The organism is Marinomonas sp. G8-14 (assembly GCF_055808935.1).
Genome location: NZ_CM147891.1, coordinates 4,137,953 through 4,161,370, shown reverse-complemented (window position 1 = coordinate 4,161,370; position 23,418 = coordinate 4,137,953). Strand labels below are relative to the sequence as shown.

Here is a 23,418-nt window from a genome sequence, read left to right as displayed (position 1 = left end):
AGGGGGAGGAGCAGACCTGAAAAGTCCCTTCCCCTTATTTCTTCCAAGGGAAGGCTAGGATTGGGGTTGTCACTTGTTCCCTCCCCTTATCTCTTCCAAGGGAAGGCTAGGATTGGGGTTGTCTCTTGTTCCCTCCCCTTATCTCTTCCAAGGGGAGGGCTAGGGAGGGGTTCTGAACTTGCAACCCCCTCCCGACCTCCCCCTTAAAAACACAAGGGGGAGGAGCAGACCTGAAAAGTCCCTTCCCCTTATTTCTTCCAAGGGAAGGCTAGGATTGGGGTTGTCACTTGTTCCCTCCCCTTATCTCTTCCAAGGGGAAGGCTAGGATTGGGGTTGTCTCTTGTTCCCTCCCCTTATCTCTTCCAAGGGGAGGGCTAGGGAGGGGTTCTGAACTTGCAACCCCCTCCCGACCTCCCCCTTAAAAACACAAGGGGGAGGAGCAGACCTGAAAAGTCCCTTCCCCTTATTTCTTCCAAGGGAAGGCTAGGATTGGGGTTGTCACTTGTTCCCTCCCCTTATCTCTTCCAAGGGGAGGGCTAGGGAGGGGTTGTCTATTGTTCCCTCCCCTTATCTCTTCCAAGGGGAAGGCTAGGATTGGGGTTGTCTCTTGTTCCCTCCCCTTATCACTTCCAAGGGGAGGGCTAGGGAGGGGTTCTGAACTTGCAACCCCATCCCGACCTCCCCCTTAAAAACACAAGGGGGAGGAGCAGACCTGAAAAGTCCCTTCCCCTTATTTCTTCCAAGGGGAAGGCTATGATTGGGGTTGTCTCTTGTTCCCTCCCCTTATCTCTTCCAAGGGGAGGGCTAGGGAGGGGTTCTGAACTTGCAACCCCCTCCCGACCTCCCCCTTAAAAACACAAGGGGGAGGAGCAGACCTGAAAAGTCCCTTCCCCTTATTTTTTCCAAGGGGAAGGTTAGGATGGGGTTTGCTCTTGACCATCAATCTACAATACCTGTTTCTTCAAGGGCACGACGTTAGATTCTTCGATCTTCTGATCTTGTGCCTGTTTTGCATTCCACACCAAATCGCCGATACCATCCGTTGGCTGAAAATCGGTTGGCGCACTGATCAAGATCTCACGCACTTTTTCATGATCAAAATCATGACAAGCTTTATCCAGCTTCTCCATGGTTTGCACAAAATCTGGCAAAGACAAAAAGCGTTCATGAGCGGTCATAATGCGTTTGTGCTGGGTTTTTTGGACATTGTCGCCAATCAATAACTCTTCAAACAACTTTTCACCAGGGCGCAAACCCGTGAACTGAATTTCAATATCCCCATTCGGATTTTCAGGCGATTTCACTTCCAATCCAGACAAGCGAATCAGGTTTGTCGCCAAATCCACTATCTTTACGGGTTCACCCATATCCAATACAAATACATCGCCACCTTTGCCCATGGCGCCAGCCTGAATAACCAATTGAGCCGCTTCAGGAATCGTCATGAAATAACGAATAATATCCGGATGAGTCACGGTAATCGGCTGATTTTCCTGTATTTGTTTTTTAAATACTGGAATCACAGAACCAGACGAACCGAGCACGTTACCAAAACGCACCATACAAAAACGAGTATACGTTTCCTGCCTCGCTTCTTTTTTGGCTTCTTCTTCCGCCAGCGCCTGTAAGCCCAATTCAGCCATGCGTTTGGTCGCTCCCATGACATTGGTTGGACGTACAGCTTTATCGGTGGAAATCAACACAAAAGACTCAACACCGCTTTCAATCGCTGCTTTAGCGCAATAGTAGGTACCAAAGGCGTTATTACGCACCCCTTCGACAACATTGTATTCCACCAGTGGCACATGTTTATAAGCCGCCGCATGATAAACCGTATGCACCCCAAACGCCTTCATCGTCGATGCCAAACGATTAATGCGCTGTACAGATCCGATCAAAGGCACAATGGTAACGTTAAAAGGCAAGGTCTCTAACAGCTCATTCAACTCTTGATCTATGTTGTACACCGCAAACTCAGACACATCGAATAACACCAATTTCGATGGCTGCTGAGCCAATATTTGTCGGCACAGTTCAGAACCAATCGAACCACCTGCGCCCGTTACCATCACCACCTTGCCAGCAATATTCGACTGCATTAGCGACGCCACAGGCGCCACCACATCACGACCTAACAAATCATCTACCGCCACATCCTGCAGCTCACTCACCTTGGCTTTACCCGTGACAATATCGTCAAAATCCGGCACGGTTAACACTTCCACCGCATAAGGCAGCAACTGATCAATCACCTTCTTACGGTCAGAACGGCTGGCTTTCGGAATCGCTAACAATACTTTTTCGATTTGATACTTCTCAATCAACTCCTCTAACTTAGCCACATCATAAACAGGAATCCCCTGAATAATAGTATTCGCCAACGACGCATCATGATCAATAAAACCCTTCACCCGATAACAAGACGCCTGGCGCAATGCCAAGGTTAACTGCCGCCCCGTAGAACCCGCACCAAACACCAAAACAGATTCATAACCTTTACGTGGCGATTGCGTGATCAAACCACGAATCAACAAACGCGCCCCACCACACAACATCACCAAAAAAGGGAAATAAATAATAGGAACCGTACGAGGAATAGACGCTTCAAAAAAGTAAGCAAACGTCGTAATGCTTAACGCAGACGCCGCCGCACCGCACAAAATCGCGGTAAACGCATGAAAAGTTAAATAACGCAAAATAGCACGGTACAAACCTAGCTTAATATTCACCAACAAGGTAACGGCCACCGTACCAACCAACACATACCAAACAGCATGATTGGAAAAACTGGTAAACTCACCTAAACGCGCCCAATAAGCAAACGTAAAAGCCAAACACACAAACAGGGCGTCGACAGCCAAACTAATCAAACGCTTATAAAACCGCGGCAAAGACCAAAGAAAATCCAACTTTTTTATCATCTAATACACCCTGTATACACAAACGCAAAATGTAGATCGGCCTTCAGGCCGTCAAAAACCCAACAACACCAAATCAAATATAGGTCGGCCTTTAGGCCGTCAAAAAAATGCTATCTACAAAAACGAAAATGCCGCGCTAAACCACGACATACAAAAACAAACTCAACTAAAACATTTTACGCCAAATTTGCAAACAATGCGCATGTAAGATTTGCGAAAATCATCACTCACCCTTCACCCGATCACCAGACCCACTGCCCGTTACCGTCTTGATGATATAAGAAAAATAATGCGCCAAAGACAAACTCTGAATCATCTTAGCATCAGTGTCCGCCAACAACTCGGGGGTCGACATATCAATATCCGAAATTTGTGCCAATCCCGTAATACCCGGCGCACAGCAAATACCCCTTTGACATCGCGCGCTTGAGTCAATTCAGTTTGATTAAACAACCCAGGTCGCGGCCCAACCAAGCTCATTTCACCTTTCAATACATTCCAAAGCTGCGGCAATTCATCCAACTTGGTTTTACGTAAAAACCCGCCCAAAGGCGTGATGGAACTGGTAGAGGCCAAATGACTCGCCACTGACGCCGTGTCCACCGACATAGTACGAAACTTCACCAGCACAAATGGCTTTTTGTTGCGACCAACGCGCTCTTGACGAAAGATAGGTGAGCCAGTGTCAAATAAGCCAATGATAAAAATAATCAACAACACAGGAAAGCCACACACCAGGCCTAACAGGGCAAACACAAAATCTAATACACGAAACATTTTATCATCCAATCATCACGAGTTTTTTTAGCAGCCAGTTGAAAACCATGTTCAACCGTATAAGGGGGAACCCAATCAAGCGTTTTTTTAGTGTGCTCGATATCGAGCTGCAAAGACCCAACCAAGCGATCCACCACGGCCTCTTTCTTAAAAAGCTTGCCCGCCAGTTTGAAACACCAGACTGGCACAGGAAGAGATAAGTTTGTTTTGCCCTGAACCTTGGCCATCAAAGCAACCATTTGAGCCGTGGATAAATCATTATCATCCGATACCAAAAACACTTGGTTTGCCGCGTTGGGGTGATCAATACACACCTTAATCAAATCCACCAAATTATACACAGAAACTAAACTACGTTTATTCTGATTAATCGCTCGAAACGGCAAGGGAAAACCTTTACCAACCAGTTTCATCAAAGAGGCAAAATTGGCTTTTACCCCTTCACCATAAACCAAAGGCGGACGAATAATCACGATCTCCATGCCTGTTTCTTTGCCTAACGCCAATAACTGTTCTTCTGCTTCAGATTTAGACATGCCGTAAGGGTCTTCTGGATTACGCATATCAGAAGCCGTAAAGGGGTTACAATTCGAAGTAGATTCACCGTTTACCTTAATCGAACTCAAGAAAATAAACCGCTTCACACCCGCCTCGGCGGCTTGGCGAGCTAGGTTTAATGTACCTTCGGTGTTGACCGCGCGAAACTCAGCAAGCGGATCTGAAGAGGAATCGTTCATGATATGGACGCGAGCGGCGAGATGGATAACCACATCTACATTATTAAACGCCCCTAAATACTGAGTGTCTGGTTGTATTTGCCCCCTAACAAAGTAAGCATCAGGGATACCCAAATCTCTCCGCCCAAAAAAACTTATCCTACTAGCCGGTAAAGCGGATAGTAAAACGGCACCAACAAAACCAGAACCACCGGTAATGAAAATTCTTTTATTGCTCATTTTTTTCACCAAATTCAACAATATCATGAGCCATTTGAGTCATGATTTGCTCGCGAGAAAACTTACTAATAAACTCTCTCCTTGGCCGAACCCCAAACTCTAGTGCATCAAAAGAACGATAAGCTTGCTCATCATTACTTGGATAAAATACCGACGAGTTATCAACCTCTTCTTTTAGGAAGTCTGCAGCATAACCAGAAACGCCCGCCCAGACAGGCTTACCTAAGGCTGCATATTCAAATATTTTGGATGGTAACACCTTACGAAATGCAGGATAGTCATTTAAATGAAGAAATAACACATCAGCATTCTGATATTCTTTTATTAACTCACTTCGACTGACAGGCGGCAGTAATTCAACGTTAGTCACGCCCGCAAGTTGTAATTGTAGCAATGCCTTTCGTCCACCATCACCAATAATTCTAAATTGCACTTTACCCTCTAGTCGCTTAGCTAACTTGGGCAAAATAGTATGAAGACCTTGACCTTCACCAATATTACCAGCATAGAGCACTGTTGAAACGTCGTTCCGCTGTGAAGAGTCAGTTGTTTGAGGTGCAACAGCCAAAAACTCGTTATCTATACCATTAGTAAAATATTTGTATTCTGCCTTAGGGTAGCAACTTGAAAAATAGTCAGCAAAGCCTTTCGATACTAAGTTAATTCGTTTAGCTTTCCGGAAAGTGTATGACTCAATCAAAGAAAAAAGAGGTTTTACAATCCAAGTAATTTTAGGAGATAACACATCCTTAATCGTATCAACAAAGATATCTCTAATATCTAAGTATAAGGGCAATTTTTTAGACGATGCTATCCGCGCACCTAAGAATGCAGTAAATAATCGGGAGGATGTTGCAAACACTAAGTCATAATGCTTATCGTTAGTGAGTTTAACGGCTTGTTTGTAAAACGCAGTAAAAGCTTTCACTTGATCCAGCATACCACTGTTATGTGACGGCAATGGAATACGATGAACTTCAACACCATCTTTTATCTCATATTCGGGAGCATCAGCCGAAAAGGAAGCATAACGATTAGGGAGTGTCGTTATAACCTCTAACTCGACATCAGGAATTTTTTTGAGCTTATCGACAAGGGCCGTCGTTCTGAACGAACCAGCACAAAGGTCAGGGGCATAATAAAAAGTCAGTATTAAAATTTTCAACTCTTGTCCTTTAAAATTGTAATTTTTGCACTTAAACGTCCTGCATTAAATGGAACTACGATTTTTTTATTAGAAACAGAAACGCCAAACTCAGGATGCCACGTACTCTCTTCTAATATCAAAGGGCATTCACATTCAAATTGAATTAACGTCAAACAAGGTAATTGAAGTGTTAGCTTCTGTTTCTCAGCGTTAACGATAAGTACATCAGGATGTATATGTAAATGGAAAGAAGCATCTGTAGGGTGAGATAACTCATCTAAAAGAGTAAAGTGCTCTGCATTGGAAGTAATGGTTCTCTTATGGACTATTTTAGGATTTAGTCTCTTATAACCATCATGACTTGCCGATAACGTCACCACACCATCTGTCTCGTCACTTTTTAACAATGTTGCATAGGCCCTGCGTGCGACTCTAAATCCTGACCACACCTCTGATGAACTTTTTCCATTTACAACAACGGTATTGTGTGCCGAGGTCTCTCTTTGTCTCAATCTCTCAGCACTTACACCATAAAGTGATGTACCAGAGTTCACAAAAACACGTTGAACGCCAACAGACATTTCAAAACTTAACGTATCGGCATGAGCATGGCCTGGCAAGTAATCTGGCCCCACATTCGCGTGGTCAAAAAACAGTGTGAAAAAACCAGTATCCACTCTACTATAACCACTGGTCTCATTGGTCATTAATACTTTTTTATTAACCTCATAAGATAGCTTGAGCTTATCTGCATAAGCAAATATTTGATGTGGTTTTGCCGCTATTCCAATAGCTGCATCATTAAAAAAGCTTATCTCACCATCAGGGTGCATCATGGTCTTAAGCCAACGCAAAGCCTTTTCCGCAACCACACGCCATTGAGAATGACGCTCTACTAAACTTGGATTTTGACTCACTTCTGCTAAATCTATGAGCTCCAATAGATCCCATAGTAAAATCTCGTGGTACATAGGCGATAGCTCAAAGTGAGCACCGTCGTCTAAAAACTGCTCGGGTATTTCGCGATCCAGTATTTTCAAACCTAAATCTAGAAATCGTTTAGCATCTTTTCCCTGTAAATAAGCCCCAACAAAAACCAATGCTTTAGCGTTGGCAAATAAATGATTACCTAAAATGTGATATTCAAGCTGTTGTGTTAGCGCATCCGCTTGTATGGCTATGCTATTAAGATATTTTTGTTCAACGGACTCTTTTCTGCTAAACCACTTAACCCAATTCACTAAGCGTAATGAGATGGGATAAGGTTCCCAGCCATTACCGAAGCAAGCAGGATTCTCAGCAATCCAACGATCAATAAATTGATAATGAATTAATTCACGCTCTGCATAGCTTTCAGAATTAAGATCATCAAAATAATGCAAGTTATATAACCAAAGCTTGGAGTATTGAGGTGAATTCCAAGCATTCTTGGAGTTAACAACCCCGCCTTCATTCAAGAACAACACTATATCATTTTTAAAAATCGACTGATTATATAGAGTTTCACCCGACCAGCGCCACGAACTACAACCACTACTAACGATGGAAGTAATTTTCACTTTCTTTAAATAATAAAATAGGCGATAATAGACTTGATTAAACTTCAAATACTTAATGGTCCAGAGCAATAAAAAAATTTAAATGTTATCTTTCTCATTCACTAACCCATAAGAAGGTCATTTACTATAAATCTATGCTTACCTCTGATTGTGAGAGGTATATCATCTACAAGTTGATAGCTTATATCTAACGAGCTACCTACTTTATTTTGAAACGCTAGACATATTAAATAAGGATCAACCTCTTTATTAAAAGATCCTTCCACTTGAAGCCTTAAAGTACAACAACCAACTTCAGATTGAAAAAATTGATACTTCCTTACTCTATTTAAAACATCACTATGTATATTTAAGGATGTCATTGTTATCTTTTGTCCGTCTTTACCTATCAAGTAATCTTTACCCCATCTACCTGATAGCTGGGAAAATTTAATTAAGTTGGAACTTTCATTTATGTCCAGAGTATCACCGGTTTTATACCTAACTAATCTTGTTGCTTTATTCCAAAATCCTGTTCCAACAATTTCATAATTTAACACTTCGGTATACCCATAAAGAGGGTTGGGTTCATAATTACCTGAATTATAAGGAGCAAAAACGACTCTTTCTGACATCCCATAAAATGTAACAACCTTAGCTCTAAACGCCTTATTTATTATTTCCAGCTGAGAAGAGGTTGCACTTTCTGAAACCAACAATATGTGTTTAATTGAATCTAAGCAAACACCTAAATCTAAAACAATTCTAGCAAGTTCTGCAACTGAAGAGGGATAGCCATGTATCCACGACGCATTATAATTAAGAATTTTCTTATAATTATCACTAAAAGCCTTTGCTGTTAACTTAAAAGGCGATATTAATAACTCTTTATAGAGGTAATTATAAGCCAACAAATCGTTTACAGGAATACCTTCAACTCCCCTCAAACACAGGCGCTTAGAATTTACATCAATTCCTTCACGATTCAAATAATAATTAACAAATGCCCATTCAATTCCATATAAACTATTAGACATTAAAAATTCTGTCTGCTTACCGGTAGTACCACCCGTACTAACTTTATAGCTATTTTTTTTATAACGGTTATCAATAAACCAACTCAGATCAGACGAGAGCATATCCTTACAAATGATTGGAAAATCATATAATTGTTCGGCTGACTCAATAATACTGATACTCTTGGTTTTTGCAAAATCTTTATAAAATGGCACATACTTTATTGCTTCATTTAAATTTTCAACAAGCAAATTATCAGCATACACCTTTTTTATTTCAGGTGTGAGTTTTGAAAATTCATTTTGTAAATACATAGTCTTTCGATAGCTTGGCCCACAAAAAATCGAAAATGGTAAATAACATAATGGCTTAAATAACTCAGGTGGAAGCGTCTTATAAATCTTCTTTATTTTTGACAGATCAACTCTCATAAAAATACATAGACCCTTAAAAAACATATAAAATCATTTATACTCGAAAAAAATTTCATTTATTTTTTTTATATTTTTTTCCCATAAAAAGTCACTAGCAATATTGTATGCACTACCAACAATCTCATCATACACCATACTAATCTCATTGATAAAACCACAATCGAATATATTATTAACCCTTTTATCATCTAGCCTTATATAGTTAACCCCATCAATGCCAATATCATTAAGAATTCCAACAGGAGTACTAAAAACTAGAACTTTAGATAACATTGCTTCGATTGTAGTAATACCAAAACTTTCTTCTTTCGAAAAAGAAACAAAAAAATCTGACATATTAAAAACACTTGATTTTTTATTACCCTTAACAGCACCAATAAAGAATATATTTTTTTACTGCAACATTTCTCTTTAATAATTTCTTTCTCAATACCATCACCACAAACCAATAAACATGAATCATCATTAGACTGCTCAATAAAGAAATCAATAACATCTTGAACACGCTTACGATCTTCTAAAACAGATATAGAGAGAAAAACCCATTTATATTTCTCTCTTATATTAAGAAAATATTCATCAATACTTTCGTCGAGAGAAATTGGAGGCTGAACTGGCAATATAAAATACCTACAGTTTGTCTTTAAAATACTGTCAAAAAAACAAAAACTCTCCCTTGAAACAAAACAAACATTTTGGCAAAAATTCAACGAAAGCTTTATTAAAAATTTAACAGAGCTTTTCTCATAAAAAGTTTTAAATTCTCCTCCGTGTACTAAAAAAACAATATGACTTTTTGAAAAAAAACGCACTATAATTAATAGCGCTGTTTTTTCCCAAAACCCCCAGTAACTACTTGAATTTAAAAGCACATAATCAAAATTTTGAGATGCCAGAACTTTAAAAAAAGACCAAAAAACAAGAAAGCTTGCTTTAATTTCCTTTAATGAGAAAGAAGATTTTTTTTGGATTTTACGACTTTTAACTTTATAGGTATCAAAGTAATCAACCTGATAAGATTGATTGCCACTCATACTTTCAAGATAGGACTTCATGAAATTTGATATTCCCCCAACCAAATCTATATCAGGTCCGACAGCCAATACTTTTTTCATATTTTTCTCTTAAAATTAATTGGAAAACATACATAAATAAAATTGAATTTAAAATATTAATTTTAGCATCATGAAACATTGGATCGACTAAAGATAGCAATATAACAATGCCAATCGGGAAGAGCTTAATTGACATATTTCTAAAAGAAAAATCACTCCATATGCTTTTAAAATTTAAACTAAATATATATATTATAGGAGCATAAGCTACTAGCATTCCCAATAGACCATACCTTAGCATCCATACGGTCTGTGTCGAATCTGGTGTCCTCAGAGATAGATCAAATGCATAAGGGTGCGAAAATTGTGACATATACTCTTTACTATCCCCAACACCAAACAACACAGTAATCCAATGATCTGATATCGTATCAAGCGCCCATAGCTTTGATACTAAACGATGGCTTGCTGTAGAGTAATTACCTGATTCAAGATCAAATCCTCTAGACAACATCTTAAAATACTCAGGCTCTAAAAATAAAACATATGAAAAAACAAAAAAAATCATTGCATATAAAAACAACTTCAGTTTAAAACCACTACCAAAGAATATTATTACAGACAAAATCAATATTAAAGCAGTCCTTGACAAGGTTAAACTTGCAGAAATAAGTGAAAAAAATACAATCACATAAACTATAATTTTATTATTTGAATAAATTCTTAAATGCAATAATGCTATCATCGTAGATATAACTGAAAAAATACCTGCCTTACCTGGTTGACCAATAATACCGAAAGCTCTATATCTAGCATAACCCTCATTGTAAACCTTGCCTTCACCATATAAAACAACTAAATTATCAGTGTAAAAAGTTAGCTTAGGCAAAATCGAAAGTAGAAAATTAGCAACAGACAAAATCAGCAAAGCAAACAATAATAACTGAAAAAAATCTCGCTCGCTCAATTTTGAGCTTGTCTTCAGTAACATCAAGATCAAAAAAGGCATAATAAATGAATAACTTCGACTTAACTCACTCAAGTCACTCTCATACAATACTATATCCGTAAAAATTGGAACAAATAAATCTGAAACAAGCTGAAAAAACATCAAAACAGATGATAATAAAATAAAAAAACAATAGTAAGATTTTATTTTTTTCTTTAACAGAAAAAAATGCAATCATAAACACAAACATAAGAAACATCATTATAATAAAATTTGATGCTTTATATGCGCCTTCTCCACCATAAGGAATCAAAATAAGACATGGCAACAAAAAAACGCACAATCTATGAACATGAAGACGATCAAGTAACATAAAAAAGCACCTTTTTTCTAATTTTTATGTAACGTATAGCTGTAATTATTGGAAGCATAATCATAACAATCGACAATGAATATTCATTAAAAAACTTAATAGAGATAAAAAAACAAACAAAAATACCAAAAAAATTAAAAAATTCATCTTTAAGAGATATTTTGTCCTAGACACAAAAATGAGATAATTACAATCAAACAAGGATATTTGTGAAAAATAAATATAGAAAGAAACACAGAGTAATATCAAAAAATTAACATTACTTTCAAAAAATAAAGAATCAAAAAAATCATAACCACAGAAATAAATATACCACAGCATAAAAATTTATAGTTTTTACTATTTAAATCCTCTATAAATTTTTTTACACCTGCTCCTTTCCCAACAACCTCCGAAAAGTCTGGTAGCACTCTAATCAGCAGCATTCTAGGTAAAAGCATACCCAAACCAAGCCAAGAAACATATTTCGCAGTAATTATAACAAAGTCAGGATTAATTTTCTCCATCATAAAAGGCAATAGCAACAAAATCCCACCAGAGCAAAAATTAGACGCACCGTTATAAAAAGCTTCTTTAATTTCTCTAACAACCCATTTCAAGTCTTTTCTAAAAAAACACACACCATTAAATAAAAAACAAAATACATATATAATAAAAAACAAAAAAACAAAAAAATAAAAACCATTAAATTCATTAAAAAAAATAAATATAAAAAATACAATTTGAACGGAGAAAACAATATCCCAAAAAACTACCATTTTAAAGTTTCGTTGACTTAGCATTAAACTTCTTTGCAGTTGATTTATAGAAAACAAAACAGAAGAAAAATAAAACCAGAAAGGCTCACTTATCAAACCTAACCACCAAAGAAAGAGGACCAATGGAAAATACAATATAGAGGTCAACAAAAGCACATAAAATCGATAAACTAATAATTCACTATATTCTTGAATACCATTCAATTTTATAAGATGTGTTCCTTGAGAAACTATAAAAAAAATTGACAATGAAAAAAACAAAGCTAACTCTGAAACGAAGCTAGCTTGATTAGAAAGAACAAGATAACCTGCTATATATATTAGAAAAAGTCTAAGTCCTCCTTGAAATGAAGCTATAAATAGCGAATATACATTCAGCATATTAATCACCAAATACCTTTTGTATCAATAAGGCAGTTACCTCCAAAAGACTCTTTCTTAAATTCTTTATGATCCACCAGCAACAAATGAACATCCGCCATTTTTTCCGCTTCTTCAAAGCTCACAAGCCGAAGCGCTGTATTAACAACAGGAAGCTCTTTTATATTTGGCTCTACCGCAATCACTTTTCCCGCATGCATTTCTGCAATTTTTTTCGTGATATTCAGTGCTGGGCTTTCGCGTAGATCATCAATATCAGGCTTAAAAGCTAAGCCATAACAAGCAATGGTAACGTCTTTCGCTGTTTTCTCTGGATTCGCTTGTAGAAAGTCTGCAATCGCAATCTTAACTTTATTAATTACCCATTCAGGTTTGGCATCGTTTACTTTACGTGCTGTATGAATCAGTTTGGCTTCATTTGGTGTTTTACTAACGATGAACCAAGGGTCAACCGCAATGCAGTGTCCGCCAACACCAGGACCTGGTTGTAGAATATTGATACGTGGATGACGGTTCGCGAGTGATATTAGCTCCCATACGTCGATATCAAGCTTGTCACAAATAATAGACAACTCATTGGCAAAGGCAATTTGCACGTCACGGCATGAGTTTTCCGTTAGTTTTGCCATTTCTGCAGTACGAGCATTGGTAATAACGCACTCACCTTGAACAAAGGTTTTATATAACTCAACAGCGCGAGCAGAGCATTTCGCCGTCATGCCGCCTATTACGCGATCATTCTCAACCAATTCACGTACCACATGACCAGGCAAAACACGTTCAGGGCAATGGGCCACATTGACATCGGCATTGTCTCCCGCCGCTTGCGGGAAAGTTAAATCTGGGCGCGCTGCAGCAAGCCACTCTGCCATTTGTTCCGTTGCGCCCACAGGTGACGTTGATTCCAGAATAACCAAGTCACCTTTTTTTAACATGGGTGCAATCGCGTTTGCTGCCGCTTCTATGTACTTTAAATCAGGCTGAGGAATATCCCCTTCCATTTGAACTGGCAAAAAAGGTGTCGGAACCGCAATTAAAAAAGCATCCGCCGGCTCCGGCGTTAATACGGCTTTTAAATAGCCTTCTGTGACGGCAGCATGAACTATCATGTCTAAATCAGGCTCCACAATGTGAATCTCTCCACGGTTGATGGTGTCTACTGCCCGTTGATTGACATCGACACCAATCACCTTTTTCTTTCTAGAGGCAAACATAGCCGCGGTTGGTAGGCCTATATACCCTAAACCAATCACAGAAATCGTATTAAAAGACATGATATTCCTTCATTTTTAAAATTTGTTGTTGCTGTAGTAATTGTCGGCCTAAAGGCACGACCTACATTACTGTTAACCTGACCATTGTCGGCCTAAAGGCACGACCTACATTACTGTTAATCTGACTATTGTCGGCCTGAAGGCACGACCTACAGATTATAAATATTTACATTAGACTGCTAAAATTTCACAAATTCGTTGGCATGCTTTGCCATCACCATAAGGGTTATGAGCACGGCTCATTTCACTGTATGCAATTTCGTCCGTTAGTAGCTTATTCAGTGCCGTGGTGATTTTTACCACATCGGTTCCAACCAGTTTCACCGTACCAGCGTCTACCGCCTCAGGGCGCTCTGTTGTATCTCGCATCACTAAAACAGGCTTGCCTAAACTTGGCGCTTCTTCTTGTATACCACCTGAGTCCGTTAAAATAATGTGCGAGCGGTTCATTAAATACACAAAGGGTAAGTATTGCTGTGGCTCAATCAAATACACGTTATCTACGTCACTTAAAATGCGATTTACTGGTTCTTGTACATTCGGGTTTAAGTGTACTGGGTAGAGTATTTGGACATCTGGGTGCGCTTTTGCGGTTTGCGCCAATGCTTCACAAATGCGCTCAAAACCACCGCCAAAGCTTTCACGTCTATGACCTGTCACTAGTATCAGCTTTTTGCTGCTGTCTAACATGGGGAATTGAGCTGACAGAGAATCGGTTAACACTGTGTCAGATTCAATTTGAGCTTTTACCAGTAATAAGGCATCTATTACTGTATTGCCCGTTACGTGGATATTTGAACTGCTGATGTTTTCATTCAGCAGATTTTGCTTGGAATTTTCTGTCGGTGCGAAATGGTATTTTGTTAAAGCTCCCGTTAGTTTACGGTTGCCTTCTTCAGGCCAAGGTGAATAAATATTGCCTGTGCGTAACCCTGCTTCAACATGACCAACGGCTATTTGCTCGTAATACGCCGCTAAGCTTGTCGCAAAAGTCGTTGCTGTATCGCCATGAACCAACACTACGTCTGGTTTAAACTCTTTTAAAACGGGTGTGAGTTCCAACAAAATACGGCTGGTTACTTCTGGCAGCGTCTGCCCCGCTTTCATCAGGTTTAAGTCATAATCTGGCGTGATTTTAAATAGTTCTAATACCTGGTCTAGCATTTCACGATGCTGAGCGGTGACACACACTTTGGATTCAAATCGTTCATCATTTGCTAAAGTATGAACCAAAGGGGCCATTTTTATGGCTTCAGGGCGCGTACCAAATACGGTTAGAATTTTCATTGTTGATTATAAATCTCGCTATTTTTGATAGTCTTCAATTTTGGCTGAATAATAATTTATGGCCTTTATTTACCGTCAGATCACGCCTCGTTCCTCGTCTAATCTGACCTACGGTTTTTATAGGCGTCTTTATCGCGATACATCTTTTGTCGGCCTAAAGGCACGACCTACATAAATGCATGGCTTAGATCAGGGTCTTGTTGCAATTCTTTTAGAATTTTGTAGCGGTATTCATCCGTTAGCATATTTTTGCACCTTGGCGATGCGTGTTAAAAAAGAAAATAGGTACAAAAAGAAGTACTGTTTAGTTTTGTAGTAAGAGTGATTTCCTCTTGGCACATCTGGTTGTGTTCCATAAATATAAAACACACCTTTTGCTTCAAAAGGAGCGTTTTTATTGGATTCTATTGCAACCCATTTCCCACGATGATCACCGAGAACGTTGTGCTCACTTAAACTCATGCCACACCTTCTATAAGATCTAATAGATACTGACCATAGCTGTTTTTTTGTAGCGGCTTAGCCAGCATTTTAAGTTCTTCTTTTGTCAACCAACCGTGATTAAATGCAATTTCTTCTAAACAAGCGATTTTATAGCCTTGGCGCTTTTCTATGGTTTCGACAAATTGTGCGGCTTCTAATAAGCTTTCGTGGGTGCCTGTGTCTAACCAAGCAAAGCCACGACCTAGCATTTCGACATTCAGCTTGTTTTGTTTAAGGTACATTTCATTAAGACAAGTAATTTCCAGCTCACCACGCTCAGATGGCTGCACTTGTTTGGCTAACTGAACAACGGAGTTATCGTAAAAGTACAAGCCCGTCACAGCGAAATTGGACTTCGGTTTAACGGGTTTCTCTTCTATCGAAATAGCTTTTTTATTTGCATCAAACTCCACAACACCAAAACGCTCAGGGTCTTTTACCTGATAGCCAAAGACCGTCGCACCTTGACCATTTTTCGCGTTTTCTACGGCTTGCCTTAGTTTAGGCGTAAATCCTTGACCGTAGAAAATATTATCCCCCAAGACCAAACATACATCATCGCTGCCAATAAAGCCTTCGCCTAGAATAAAAGCTTGAGCAAGCCCGTCAGGACTCGGCTGCACCACATAACTTAATTCAATGCCAAATTTTGAGCCATCACCTAAAAGACGCTGAAAGCTAGCTTGGTCTTCTGCTGTAGTGATGATCAGTATTTCTCGAATACCCGCCAGCATAAGCACAGAAAGAGGATAGTAAATCATTGGCTTGTCATAAATAGGAAGCAGCTGTTTAGATACCCCAATAGTAATAGGATAAAGCCGCGTACCTGAGCCTCCCGCTAAAATGATCCCTTTCATTGTTGCAACTCCGGCTCTAGGGTACCTAAACGTTCTCGCTGATAAGAACCATCCTGTACGTTATGACACCAATCTTGATTAGCTAAATACCATTCAACTGTTTTTCGAAGACCTGTTTCAAAGGTTTCTTGTGGATGCCAATTCAACTCTCGACTCATCTTAGACGCGTCTATCGCATAACGGCGATCATGTCCTGGCCGATCAGTCACAAAAGTAATTTGTTCCGCGTATTTAGCCTCTTTAGGGCGAAGTTCGTCCAAGATCTCACAAATGGTTTTCACCACGTCAATGTTTTGCTTTTCGTTATGGCCGCCAATATTGTAGGTTTCGCCTACTTTTCCTTCTGTCACCACTTTATACAAGGCTCTGGCATGGTCTTCTACGTACAGCCAATCACGTATTTGATCGCCTTTTCCGTAAACAGGCAGAGCCTTACCTTCTAGTGCATTTAGAATAACTAATGGGATCAGCTTTTCAGGAAAATGATAGGGACCATAATTATTGGAGCAATTTGTCACCATCGTTGGAAAACCATACGTTCTTAACCAAGCGCGAACTAAATGATCGCTTGATGCTTTGCTTGCAGAATAAGGGCTACTTGGCGCATAAGGCGTGCTTTCAGTAAATAATGATAGCGCACCAGTCATTTCATCAGGATGCGGCAAGTCACCATACACCTCGTCTGTGGAAATGTGATGAAAGCGAAAAGCGGTTTTACGATCTTTCCCTAAAGTACTCCAATATTCGCGAGCCGCTTCCAATAATGTATATGTCCCCACAATATTGGTTTGAATGAAATCTGCAGGGCCAGTAATCGAGCGATCAACGTGACTTTCGGCGGCTAAATGCATTACGGCATCGGGCTGATAGGTAGCAAAAACACGGTCTAACGCTGCCCTATCGCAAATATCAACCTGCTCAAAAGCGTAACGATCTGAATGATCAACATTCGCAAGGCTTTCAAGATTCCCCGCGTAGGTAAGCTTATCGACATTCACCACACTGTCTTGGGTGTTTTGGATAATATGGCGGATCACTGCAGAACCAATAAAACCCGCACCGCCAGTTACTAGAATTTTCATTCAGCCGTTTCCATAATTTTTAAATCTTGTTTATTGTCAATTTATTATCAATTAAAACAGTTCGTTGCTTAGTTTATCTGCAACTGTCAGATCACGCTTCGTTCCTCATCTCATCTGACCTACGGTTCTTATAGATCGTCATTCATCGCGATACGTCTTTTGTCGGCCTAAAGGCGCGACCTACATGATGCAGTGATCTGTCGTGGCACGTCTTTTGTCGGTCTAAAGGCCGGCCTACAAGTAACGCGTTATGTTTTTACTTCTTGGCGCAGTTGTTCTATTTCTTGTTCTAGGGCTTCGTATTCGGCGATTTTTCTCTGTAAAAAACGCTGTGTAAGGGTGACTTTTTCTTCTATGCCTTTTGGGGTAAGTAGGTATAAGTAACCGGTTTTGTTGGCGCTGTTTTTAAAGTTGTCTGCTTTTATTGAGCCTTTTTCAATTAGGGCCTTCAGGCAAAAGTTGGCTTTGCCTAGGCTTATGCCCAGTCGTTTGGCGAGCCTCACGCTGGCTGAGGTCTGGGTCTTGTTGCAGTTCTTTTAGAATTTTGTAGCGGTATTCATCCGTTAGCATGTTTGCACCCTGGCGATGCGTGTTAAAAAGGAAAAATAGGCACGGAAAGAAGTGGTGTATTGTGGTGTAAGTAAGCTTTCCATGCGTTTGCCTCGTTTGATATTGATCGCTGTTTATTTGACCATGTTCAATTGGTGAACGATGATAATTCAAGAAGGGTAATTATGCAAAGAATGTGTTTGAAAAATGTTTGTAAAGTGGGCGTTTTTTAAACGTTTTTGGTTATATAGATAGAAACGAAATCCGTTTTAGGTTTTGGTTGTGCGGTGAGCTGGGCGATGATGGTTTGTATTGTGTTTTGTAGGGCATAATGAGTACGACGTTATGATCCTTTTGCTTTCTAAGCGCTACCGTCAAGCATTTTATGCATAACCAGCTCTAAGGGATATAAATGCTCTTCAATAACAGATTTAATTGTTACGGGATCTATATCTCCCAGATAGTTGTGCACCAATATATTTCTGAAGCCACTGATTTCTGTCTAGGGTATATCCGGGTAAGCAGACTTCAACTCTTCCGGTAGCCTCTGCGTAGCTTCCGACATTGTCTGGAGGTTTCTGACCGCCGCATCATAGAGAATATCATCTTCGGCTATGTCACCACGTACCATGATGCGCCGGATTTTAGTCATACTGTCCAAAATATGATGCGCATAGGGTTGCCATGCTTTGCTCATAGCTCTATTGACTCATGCATTACAGTATTACGAATATATTTATTCAGTTCATGCTCCGGAATGAGGTCGACTTTCCGACCTAACAGGGCTTCCAGTGACTGCTTAAATTTCATTCGCTGTTTGAATAAATCGTACCCTTCAGGGAATTCAACCAGAAAATCCACATCACTGTCTTCGGTGTCTTCACCGCGCGCAACAGATCCAAACACCCGCACATGGCTAGCGCCGTATTGGTGAGCCAGAGCGTTAATCGCATCTTTTTTTGCATTTAATGTCTGTAATAACATGTTTATGCCACCTAATTGATCTGCACGTGTCTCAAAGATTTTGACGAATTTATACGGATTGTTCAATAAGCGAATGATGGCAATTTAAGGTAAGGGATTATGCAAATAATGCGTTTAAAGATTGTTTGTAAAATGAGCGTTTTTGTCGGCCGGATGAGGAAGACATGGCCTTTATCTGGTTCGAAGTGTAATGTGCCGTTTGATGATGTTGGTTATGAATGTCAGATTACGCCTCGTGCCTCGTCTTATCTGACATATGGGTGGGTTGGTGTGGATCATGAGATTGGTTGGTTTATGCATTGACTCATTTGTTGAGTTCAATTTTTCGTCCATGTTGTGCTATGTGTGCCAGCATTTCTTCGGATTTTATGGTGTTTAAATCTAAGATATCAAAGAAATAGGGAAAGGTGGTTTCTTCATTGAGCAGGTTAGATAACCGTGTAACCACTGAATGATCTAGTTTATCTCCAGAGATAACCATGTCTACGTCAGAACCTGGCTTGTAGGTACCTTTGGCTCTTGACCCAAAAATCATTACAGATTCAATCTCATGAAAGCTTTGAATGATGCTATTTAGCTCTTCAAGCTCTGCTGAGGTTAACCCAAAGTCGGCTTCCATCATTTGGTTAGTCTCTGAGTAAAGTTTCGATGAAAATCCTTTAAGATCGGGTAATAAGTCGACTTTATTTTTAGCTCGACGAGTTGAGCTGTTTCCTCTTGATAAGTGTGCACTGTTAAGTTTCTATCGCTCAAGGCTTCTAGCCATTCTTTGCCGTTTCCAATCAGCTGATATTGAAACGCGGTTTTTATTGCGTCACGTGGGCTGCTTATCGAAAAGCCTTCTTCTTCTTGATAGTCTTTCAGCACTTTCCAAGCAAGCTCAAAGGATATTTCGAAAAACTGAATCATTCCTGCTCGTTCAATAACGGATAGTTTTTCCAGTTCAGTAGTGGTTTTTAGCAACATAAAACTTCTGGAAAAGTTTTGAAATCGTTGCTTCCAGCGTGATTCATGATAGTTCATATGTTCATTCCAAATACACTAAAACGACAAACATCATACTAACAAAATGCAGTACAGTTGACCATTCGTGACGTTATGCGTTTCCCTTGTCTCTTCCAAGGCTTAGGGTGAAGTGTTGGTCTTGTAACCCCCTCCCGGCCTCCCCCTTAAAAAAGACACAAGGGGGAGGAGCAGAGCTGGGGTGTTGGTCTTGTAACCCCCTCCCGACCTCCCCCTTAAAGACACAAGGGGGAGGAGCAGAGCTGGGGTGCCGATCTTACCCTCCCCGCCTTCGCCGGAAAGATCGGGGCGGCGGTTGTCGTTGGGTGTTGTTGTGGGGTAAGGTTATTTTTTGTCTGTTGCAGAGGGATTTGTATGTTGGATATTCAGCACCACGGTGCGGTAAACGGTGTAACTGGGTCTTGTCATGAGTTGTGTGTGGATGGTGATAACTCGGTTCTGGTAGATTGCGGTTTGTTTCAGGGGGCGGAGACGTCTGGGGCTGGGGCGGATTCGAATCGCTTGGAGATCGAGTTTGATGTGTCGACGGTGCGGGCTTTGGTGGTGACCCATGTGCACATCGATCATGTGGGTCGGTTGCCCTATTTGCTGGCCGCGGGGTTTGATGGGCCAATTTATTGTTCGAAGCCGAGCGCGGCGTTGTTGCCCTTGGTGATTGAAGATGCGCTTAAAGTCGGTGTTACACGCAATGCCAGTATTATTGAGGCGTGTTTAGATCGTTTGGCTTCGCAGTTGGTACCGTTGGGATACAAGCAATGGACGAGTATTCCGCTGGCAACGGAAGCGTCTAGTGTGCAGGTACGTTTGTGTCGTGCGGGGCATATTTTAGGCTCGGCGTATGTGACGTTTCGGGTTAAGGGTGATGCGATCTGTCGGCCTGAAGGAGCGACCTACAAAAAATATCATGATGTGGTGTTTTCGGGGGATTTGGGCGCGCCCTATTCGCCTTTGTTGCCGGCACCGCAGTCGCCTTATCGGGCGGATCAGTTGATTTTAGAAAGTACCTATGGCGATAAAAATCATGAGAATCGTGCCACGCGACGTCAGCGTTTGCAGCAAAGCTTAGAGCACGCCTTGAGGGATTCGGGCACGGTATTGATTCCCGCGTTTAGTATTGGCCGCACCCAGGAATTGCTTTATGAGTTAGAGCATATTATTCATCAGAACAAGCAAAAAGCCGTGAGCCAAACGCGTTCTGGTGTGCCTCTTCGTTGGGAAGACATGGATATTATTATCGACTCCCCGCTTGCTAGCCGTTTTACCCGTGTTTATCGATCCCTTGAACCCTACTGGGATGCCGAAGCGAAACGCCGTGTGAAGGCGGGGCGGCATCCGTTGAGTTTTGAACAAGTGACGACGATAGACGATCATGACACTCATCTGCAAACCGTGTCTTACCTGCAACGTCAAACCCGTCCTGCCATTGTGATTGCCGCATCGGGCATGTGCGCCGGTGGACGTATCGTGAATTATTTGAAGGCGTTATTAGGCGATGAACGTAACGACGTGCTGTTTGTGGGTTATCAGGCTGCGGGCACACCAGGACGAGATATTTTGCGTTATCACGATCAACCCAATGGCTATGTGATGTTCGATGGCGAGCGATATCCCATCAAAGCCAAGGTACAACAAATCAGCGGTTATTCCGCCCACGCGGGGCAAGGGGATTTATTAAATTTTATAAAAGGCATGCGAGTGCGACCCGGAAAAGTGCATTTGGTGCATGGTGACGATCGCGCCAAGCAGACATTGAAAGGCCTGATTGAACAGGCACACCCGACATGTGACGTCATCGTGCCGTAGAAAAACTCGAATCATACTTACGCGTGTGTATAGTTTATCCTGATCCAAGGAAAACCAGTTCGGTATAAGGATGTAAACATGAACTCAAAGGATCTTTTTAAACAGCTCAAAGACAATGGATGTGTGTTTGTCAGGCACGGTAAACGAGGTGATTATGTTATTTATGGTTGGTATAGAACGCCCACAGGACAACAACACGGCGTGGGGTATTATTGTTCCGGTGTTTGAAGAATTAGGATATGGTTGCGTTTCTGCCGCCGATGAGCAAGGCGAAGTGTTGTATCGTGCCAAAGAAGTGATTCTTTTAATGGCCGAAGAGGTCATCGCTAATGGACATATGCTATCAACATTAAATACTGGGTTTGTTGATTATCGTGCTAAGTACCCTGCGTTTACCGAATGGTTAGCCATTGAAGTGCCTGTCGAAGGTTTAAAAGGTAAACAAAAACGTGTCAACATCACCTTATCTGAACCACTTTTAGCACGAGTTGATGCCTATGTCGGCTTTCATCATGCATTTAAAGACCGGTCTGATTTTTTAGCAAAAGCCGCCGATCGTTATATGCAGATGAAGTAACGTGTGTTTTCGTAGACCGGATGAGGGAGGCTCGACCGTTATCCGGTGTTGGATTGTGACGATGGTGCTATGTTTTTTTGTAGGTCGTGCTTTAGCGCGACAAGAGCGTTGGTTCGATGTGATCCTTTTTTGTCGGCCTAAAGGCCGACCTACATAAAAATTAGTCTTTTTTGGCGAAGGCGTAGCGTATGAGTACGATTGCCATGCCGAGCATGCCGCCGAGTAATACGGCGAGTACGCAGATGAGGGCGCGTTTGGGGCCGGCTTTTTCTTCAGGGACAACGGCTGGGTCTATGGTTTTAAAGGCGAATTCGTCTTGTACTTGTGCCAACATAAGGTTTTTGGTTTGCTCTTCTATCAGTTGATAAAAGACAGATTGCATGTCTGATATGCTGGTTTTTTTAATTTGCTCTTCTAGGTAGCCAATATTGCGACGGGTTTCGTCTAGCGATTCTTTTTTCACCCAGGCGTTTAGATCTGTCACTAGCCAGTCTACCCATTGTTTGGCTATGGTGGGGGACAAGTGCGTGATAGACAGGGTCACTAGGCCGTTGTCTTTGCTTTCGGATACGGCGATCAGTTTTTTGAACTCTTTGTAAGCTTCCCAATCGGTTGGTATTGGCGATTTTCCAGGCTCAACTTCACGCAGCCAAGTTTTCGTTTCAGGGTCGTATATTTCAGGGTCCAGTACCAGAGTATCAGTAGACTCACTCCATTTTTCACCGGCCATGAGCGGTACAAGTAAGTCGTATTTGTTGATAAAAGCGTTAATGAATTGACGCGACTGCAATACCGCGAGCGCCATGGCTTTGCTGTCTGTACCACCACCGCCTAGGTTGATGCCCGCGAGAGAAGCGAGACCGCCAAATTGCGCCGCCATACCAGCCAAACCACCCGATTGGTTATCATTTGCTGAAGCCAATACCGCTTCCGCTTTGTAGGTATTGGGTTGGGATAACGCGTATAACACGCCACCGACGGCAAACACAAAGGTGATGAGTATAATGATCCATTTGCCTCGCCATAGGGCGAGAAACAGTTCTTTCAGGTCTATCTCGTCATCATGGTGCGGATACGGCTGGGAAGGAAAGTTGTAATTATCGTTCATTGTCATTCTTCACTTTATATAGTGTGCACTGCATAGAAAAAGGGCTGGTTTATAGGGAACAAATGATGCCAGTCAGTTAAATAAG

23 protein-coding genes and 1 pseudogene are annotated in these 23,418 nt (G+C 40.9%); 2 read left to right on the top strand and 22 right to left on the bottom strand.

All coding sequences use genetic code 11. From position 1 onward, the window contains the following. Positions 1–944: 944 nt before the first annotated feature. The 21 genes and pseudogenes from AC0L6V_RS21305 to AC0L6V_RS21205 form a co-directional block, all read right to left on the bottom strand. Positions 945–2,921: a polysaccharide biosynthesis protein gene (locus tag AC0L6V_RS21305; protein WP_265220351.1), complete on the bottom strand. Its 1,977-nt coding sequence runs from the start codon at positions 2,919–2,921 to the stop codon at positions 945–947. A gap of 312 nt (positions 2,922–3,233) precedes the next feature. After that, positions 3,234–3,698 (bottom strand): sugar transferase, encoded by a 465-nt coding sequence (locus tag AC0L6V_RS21300; protein ID WP_418138586.1) that lies wholly within the window; start codon positions 3,696–3,698, stop codon positions 3,234–3,236. Further along, positions 3,683–4,654: a UDP-glucose 4-epimerase family protein gene (locus AC0L6V_RS21295; protein WP_418138585.1), complete on the bottom strand. Its 972-nt coding sequence runs from the start codon at positions 4,652–4,654 to the stop codon at positions 3,683–3,685. The genes AC0L6V_RS21300 and AC0L6V_RS21295 overlap by 16 nt, the downstream gene beginning before the upstream one ends. Continuing rightward, complete coding sequence (locus tag AC0L6V_RS21290; RefSeq protein ID WP_265220349.1) at positions 4,644–5,819, bottom strand: glycosyltransferase family 4 protein; 1,176 nt, start codon at positions 5,817–5,819, stop codon at positions 4,644–4,646. The genes AC0L6V_RS21295 and AC0L6V_RS21290 overlap by 11 nt, the downstream gene beginning before the upstream one ends. Further along, complete coding sequence (locus AC0L6V_RS21285) at positions 5,816–7,408, bottom strand: heparinase II/III family protein (RefSeq protein ID WP_265220348.1); 1,593 nt, start codon at positions 7,406–7,408, stop codon at positions 5,816–5,818. Before AC0L6V_RS21285 ends, AC0L6V_RS21290 begins: the two co-directional genes overlap by 4 nt. 53 nt (positions 7,409–7,461) lie before the next feature. Then, on the bottom strand, positions 7,462–8,787 hold the full coding sequence (locus tag AC0L6V_RS21280) for a hypothetical protein (RefSeq protein ID WP_265220347.1): 1,326 nt from the start codon (positions 8,785–8,787) through the stop codon (positions 7,462–7,464). 33 nt (positions 8,788–8,820) lie between these two features. Next, on the bottom strand, positions 8,821–9,126 hold the full coding sequence (locus AC0L6V_RS21275) for a glycosyltransferase (protein WP_418138584.1): 306 nt from the start codon (positions 9,124–9,126) through the stop codon (positions 8,821–8,823). Then, entirely contained in the window at positions 9,045–9,905 is an 861-nt protein-coding gene (locus AC0L6V_RS21270) for a hypothetical protein (protein ID WP_418138583.1), read from the bottom strand. Before AC0L6V_RS21270 ends, AC0L6V_RS21275 begins: the two co-directional genes overlap by 82 nt. Continuing rightward, positions 9,877–10,887, bottom strand: coding sequence for an O-antigen ligase family protein (locus tag AC0L6V_RS21265; protein ID WP_265220345.1), 1,011 nt, complete (start codon positions 10,885–10,887; stop codon positions 9,877–9,879). Before AC0L6V_RS21265 ends, AC0L6V_RS21270 begins: the two co-directional genes overlap by 29 nt. Positions 10,888–11,412: 525 nt before the next feature. Next, complete coding sequence (locus tag AC0L6V_RS21260; RefSeq protein ID WP_265220344.1) at positions 11,413–12,306, bottom strand: hypothetical protein; 894 nt, start codon at positions 12,304–12,306, stop codon at positions 11,413–11,415. Positions 12,307–12,311: 5 nt separating this feature from the next. Then, positions 12,312–13,580: a UDP-N-acetyl-D-mannosamine dehydrogenase gene (gene wecC, locus AC0L6V_RS21255; RefSeq protein ID WP_265220343.1), complete on the bottom strand. Its 1,269-nt coding sequence runs from the start codon at positions 13,578–13,580 to the stop codon at positions 12,312–12,314. Positions 13,581–13,751: 171 nt separating this feature from the next. Continuing rightward, a complete protein-coding gene (gene wecB, locus AC0L6V_RS21250) occupies positions 13,752–14,867 on the bottom strand; it encodes a non-hydrolyzing UDP-N-acetylglucosamine 2-epimerase (RefSeq protein ID WP_265220342.1) in 1,116 nt (371 codons plus the stop codon). A gap of 231 nt (positions 14,868–15,098) precedes the next feature. Then, on the bottom strand, positions 15,099–15,329 hold the full coding sequence (locus AC0L6V_RS21245) for a WxcM-like domain-containing protein (protein WP_265220341.1): 231 nt from the start codon (positions 15,327–15,329) through the stop codon (positions 15,099–15,101). Beyond that, complete coding sequence (rfbA, locus tag AC0L6V_RS21240; protein ID WP_265220340.1) at positions 15,326–16,207, bottom strand: glucose-1-phosphate thymidylyltransferase RfbA; 882 nt, start codon at positions 16,205–16,207, stop codon at positions 15,326–15,328. The genes AC0L6V_RS21245 and rfbA overlap by 4 nt, the downstream gene beginning before the upstream one ends. Further along, a complete protein-coding gene (gene rfbB / locus AC0L6V_RS21235; RefSeq protein ID WP_265220339.1) occupies positions 16,204–17,289 on the bottom strand; it encodes a dTDP-glucose 4,6-dehydratase in 1,086 nt (361 codons plus the stop codon). The genes rfbA and rfbB overlap by 4 nt, the downstream gene beginning before the upstream one ends. Before the next feature lie 248 nt (positions 17,290–17,537). Beyond that, entirely contained in the window at positions 17,538–17,792 is a 255-nt protein-coding gene (locus AC0L6V_RS21230) for a MarR family EPS-associated transcriptional regulator (RefSeq protein ID WP_418138582.1), read from the bottom strand. 22 nt (positions 17,793–17,814) lie between these two features. Beyond that, positions 17,815–17,859: pseudogene (locus tag AC0L6V_RS21225) on the bottom strand (MarR family EPS-associated transcriptional regulator); the annotation flags it as partial. A 340-nt stretch (positions 17,860–18,199) separates the two neighbouring features. Then, positions 18,200–18,334 carry a HepT-like ribonuclease domain-containing protein gene (locus AC0L6V_RS21220; RefSeq protein WP_409419874.1) on the bottom strand — a complete coding sequence of 45 codons (135 nt, stop codon included), beginning with the start codon at positions 18,332–18,334 and terminating at the stop codon, positions 18,200–18,202. A 197-nt stretch (positions 18,335–18,531) separates the two neighbouring features. Then, positions 18,532–18,822, bottom strand: coding sequence for a nucleotidyltransferase family protein (locus AC0L6V_RS21215; RefSeq protein WP_265220337.1), 291 nt, complete (start codon positions 18,820–18,822; stop codon positions 18,532–18,534). A gap of 304 nt (positions 18,823–19,126) precedes the next feature. Then, entirely contained in the window at positions 19,127–19,444 is a 318-nt protein-coding gene (locus tag AC0L6V_RS21210; RefSeq protein ID WP_111609205.1) for a nucleotidyltransferase family protein, read from the bottom strand. Then, on the bottom strand, positions 19,441–19,845 hold the full coding sequence (locus AC0L6V_RS21205; protein WP_111640231.1) for an HI0074 family nucleotidyltransferase substrate-binding subunit: 405 nt from the start codon (positions 19,843–19,845) through the stop codon (positions 19,441–19,443). The genes AC0L6V_RS21210 and AC0L6V_RS21205 overlap by 4 nt, the downstream gene beginning before the upstream one ends. 354 nt (positions 19,846–20,199) lie before the next feature. Here AC0L6V_RS21205 and AC0L6V_RS21200 point away from each other — a divergent pair, with 354 nt between their 5' ends. Together AC0L6V_RS21200 and AC0L6V_RS21195 are read left to right on the top strand one after the other, a co-directional pair. Beyond that, positions 20,200–21,648, top strand: a complete 1,449-nt coding sequence (locus tag AC0L6V_RS21200; RefSeq protein WP_409419040.1) for an MBL fold metallo-hydrolase RNA specificity domain-containing protein — start codon at positions 20,200–20,202, stop codon at positions 21,646–21,648. Between the two features lie 127 nt (positions 21,649–21,775). After that, on the top strand, positions 21,776–22,225 hold the full coding sequence (locus AC0L6V_RS21195; protein ID WP_265220335.1) for a type II toxin-antitoxin system HicB family antitoxin: 450 nt from the start codon (positions 21,776–21,778) through the stop codon (positions 22,223–22,225). A 160-nt stretch (positions 22,226–22,385) separates the two neighbouring features. On the opposite strand, the gene AC0L6V_RS21190 is transcribed toward AC0L6V_RS21195, so the two are convergent. Beyond that, positions 22,386–23,333 (bottom strand): Wzz/FepE/Etk N-terminal domain-containing protein, encoded by a 948-nt coding sequence (locus AC0L6V_RS21190; protein ID WP_409419038.1) that lies wholly within the window; start codon positions 23,331–23,333, stop codon positions 22,386–22,388. Positions 23,334–23,418: the final 85 nt, after the last annotated feature.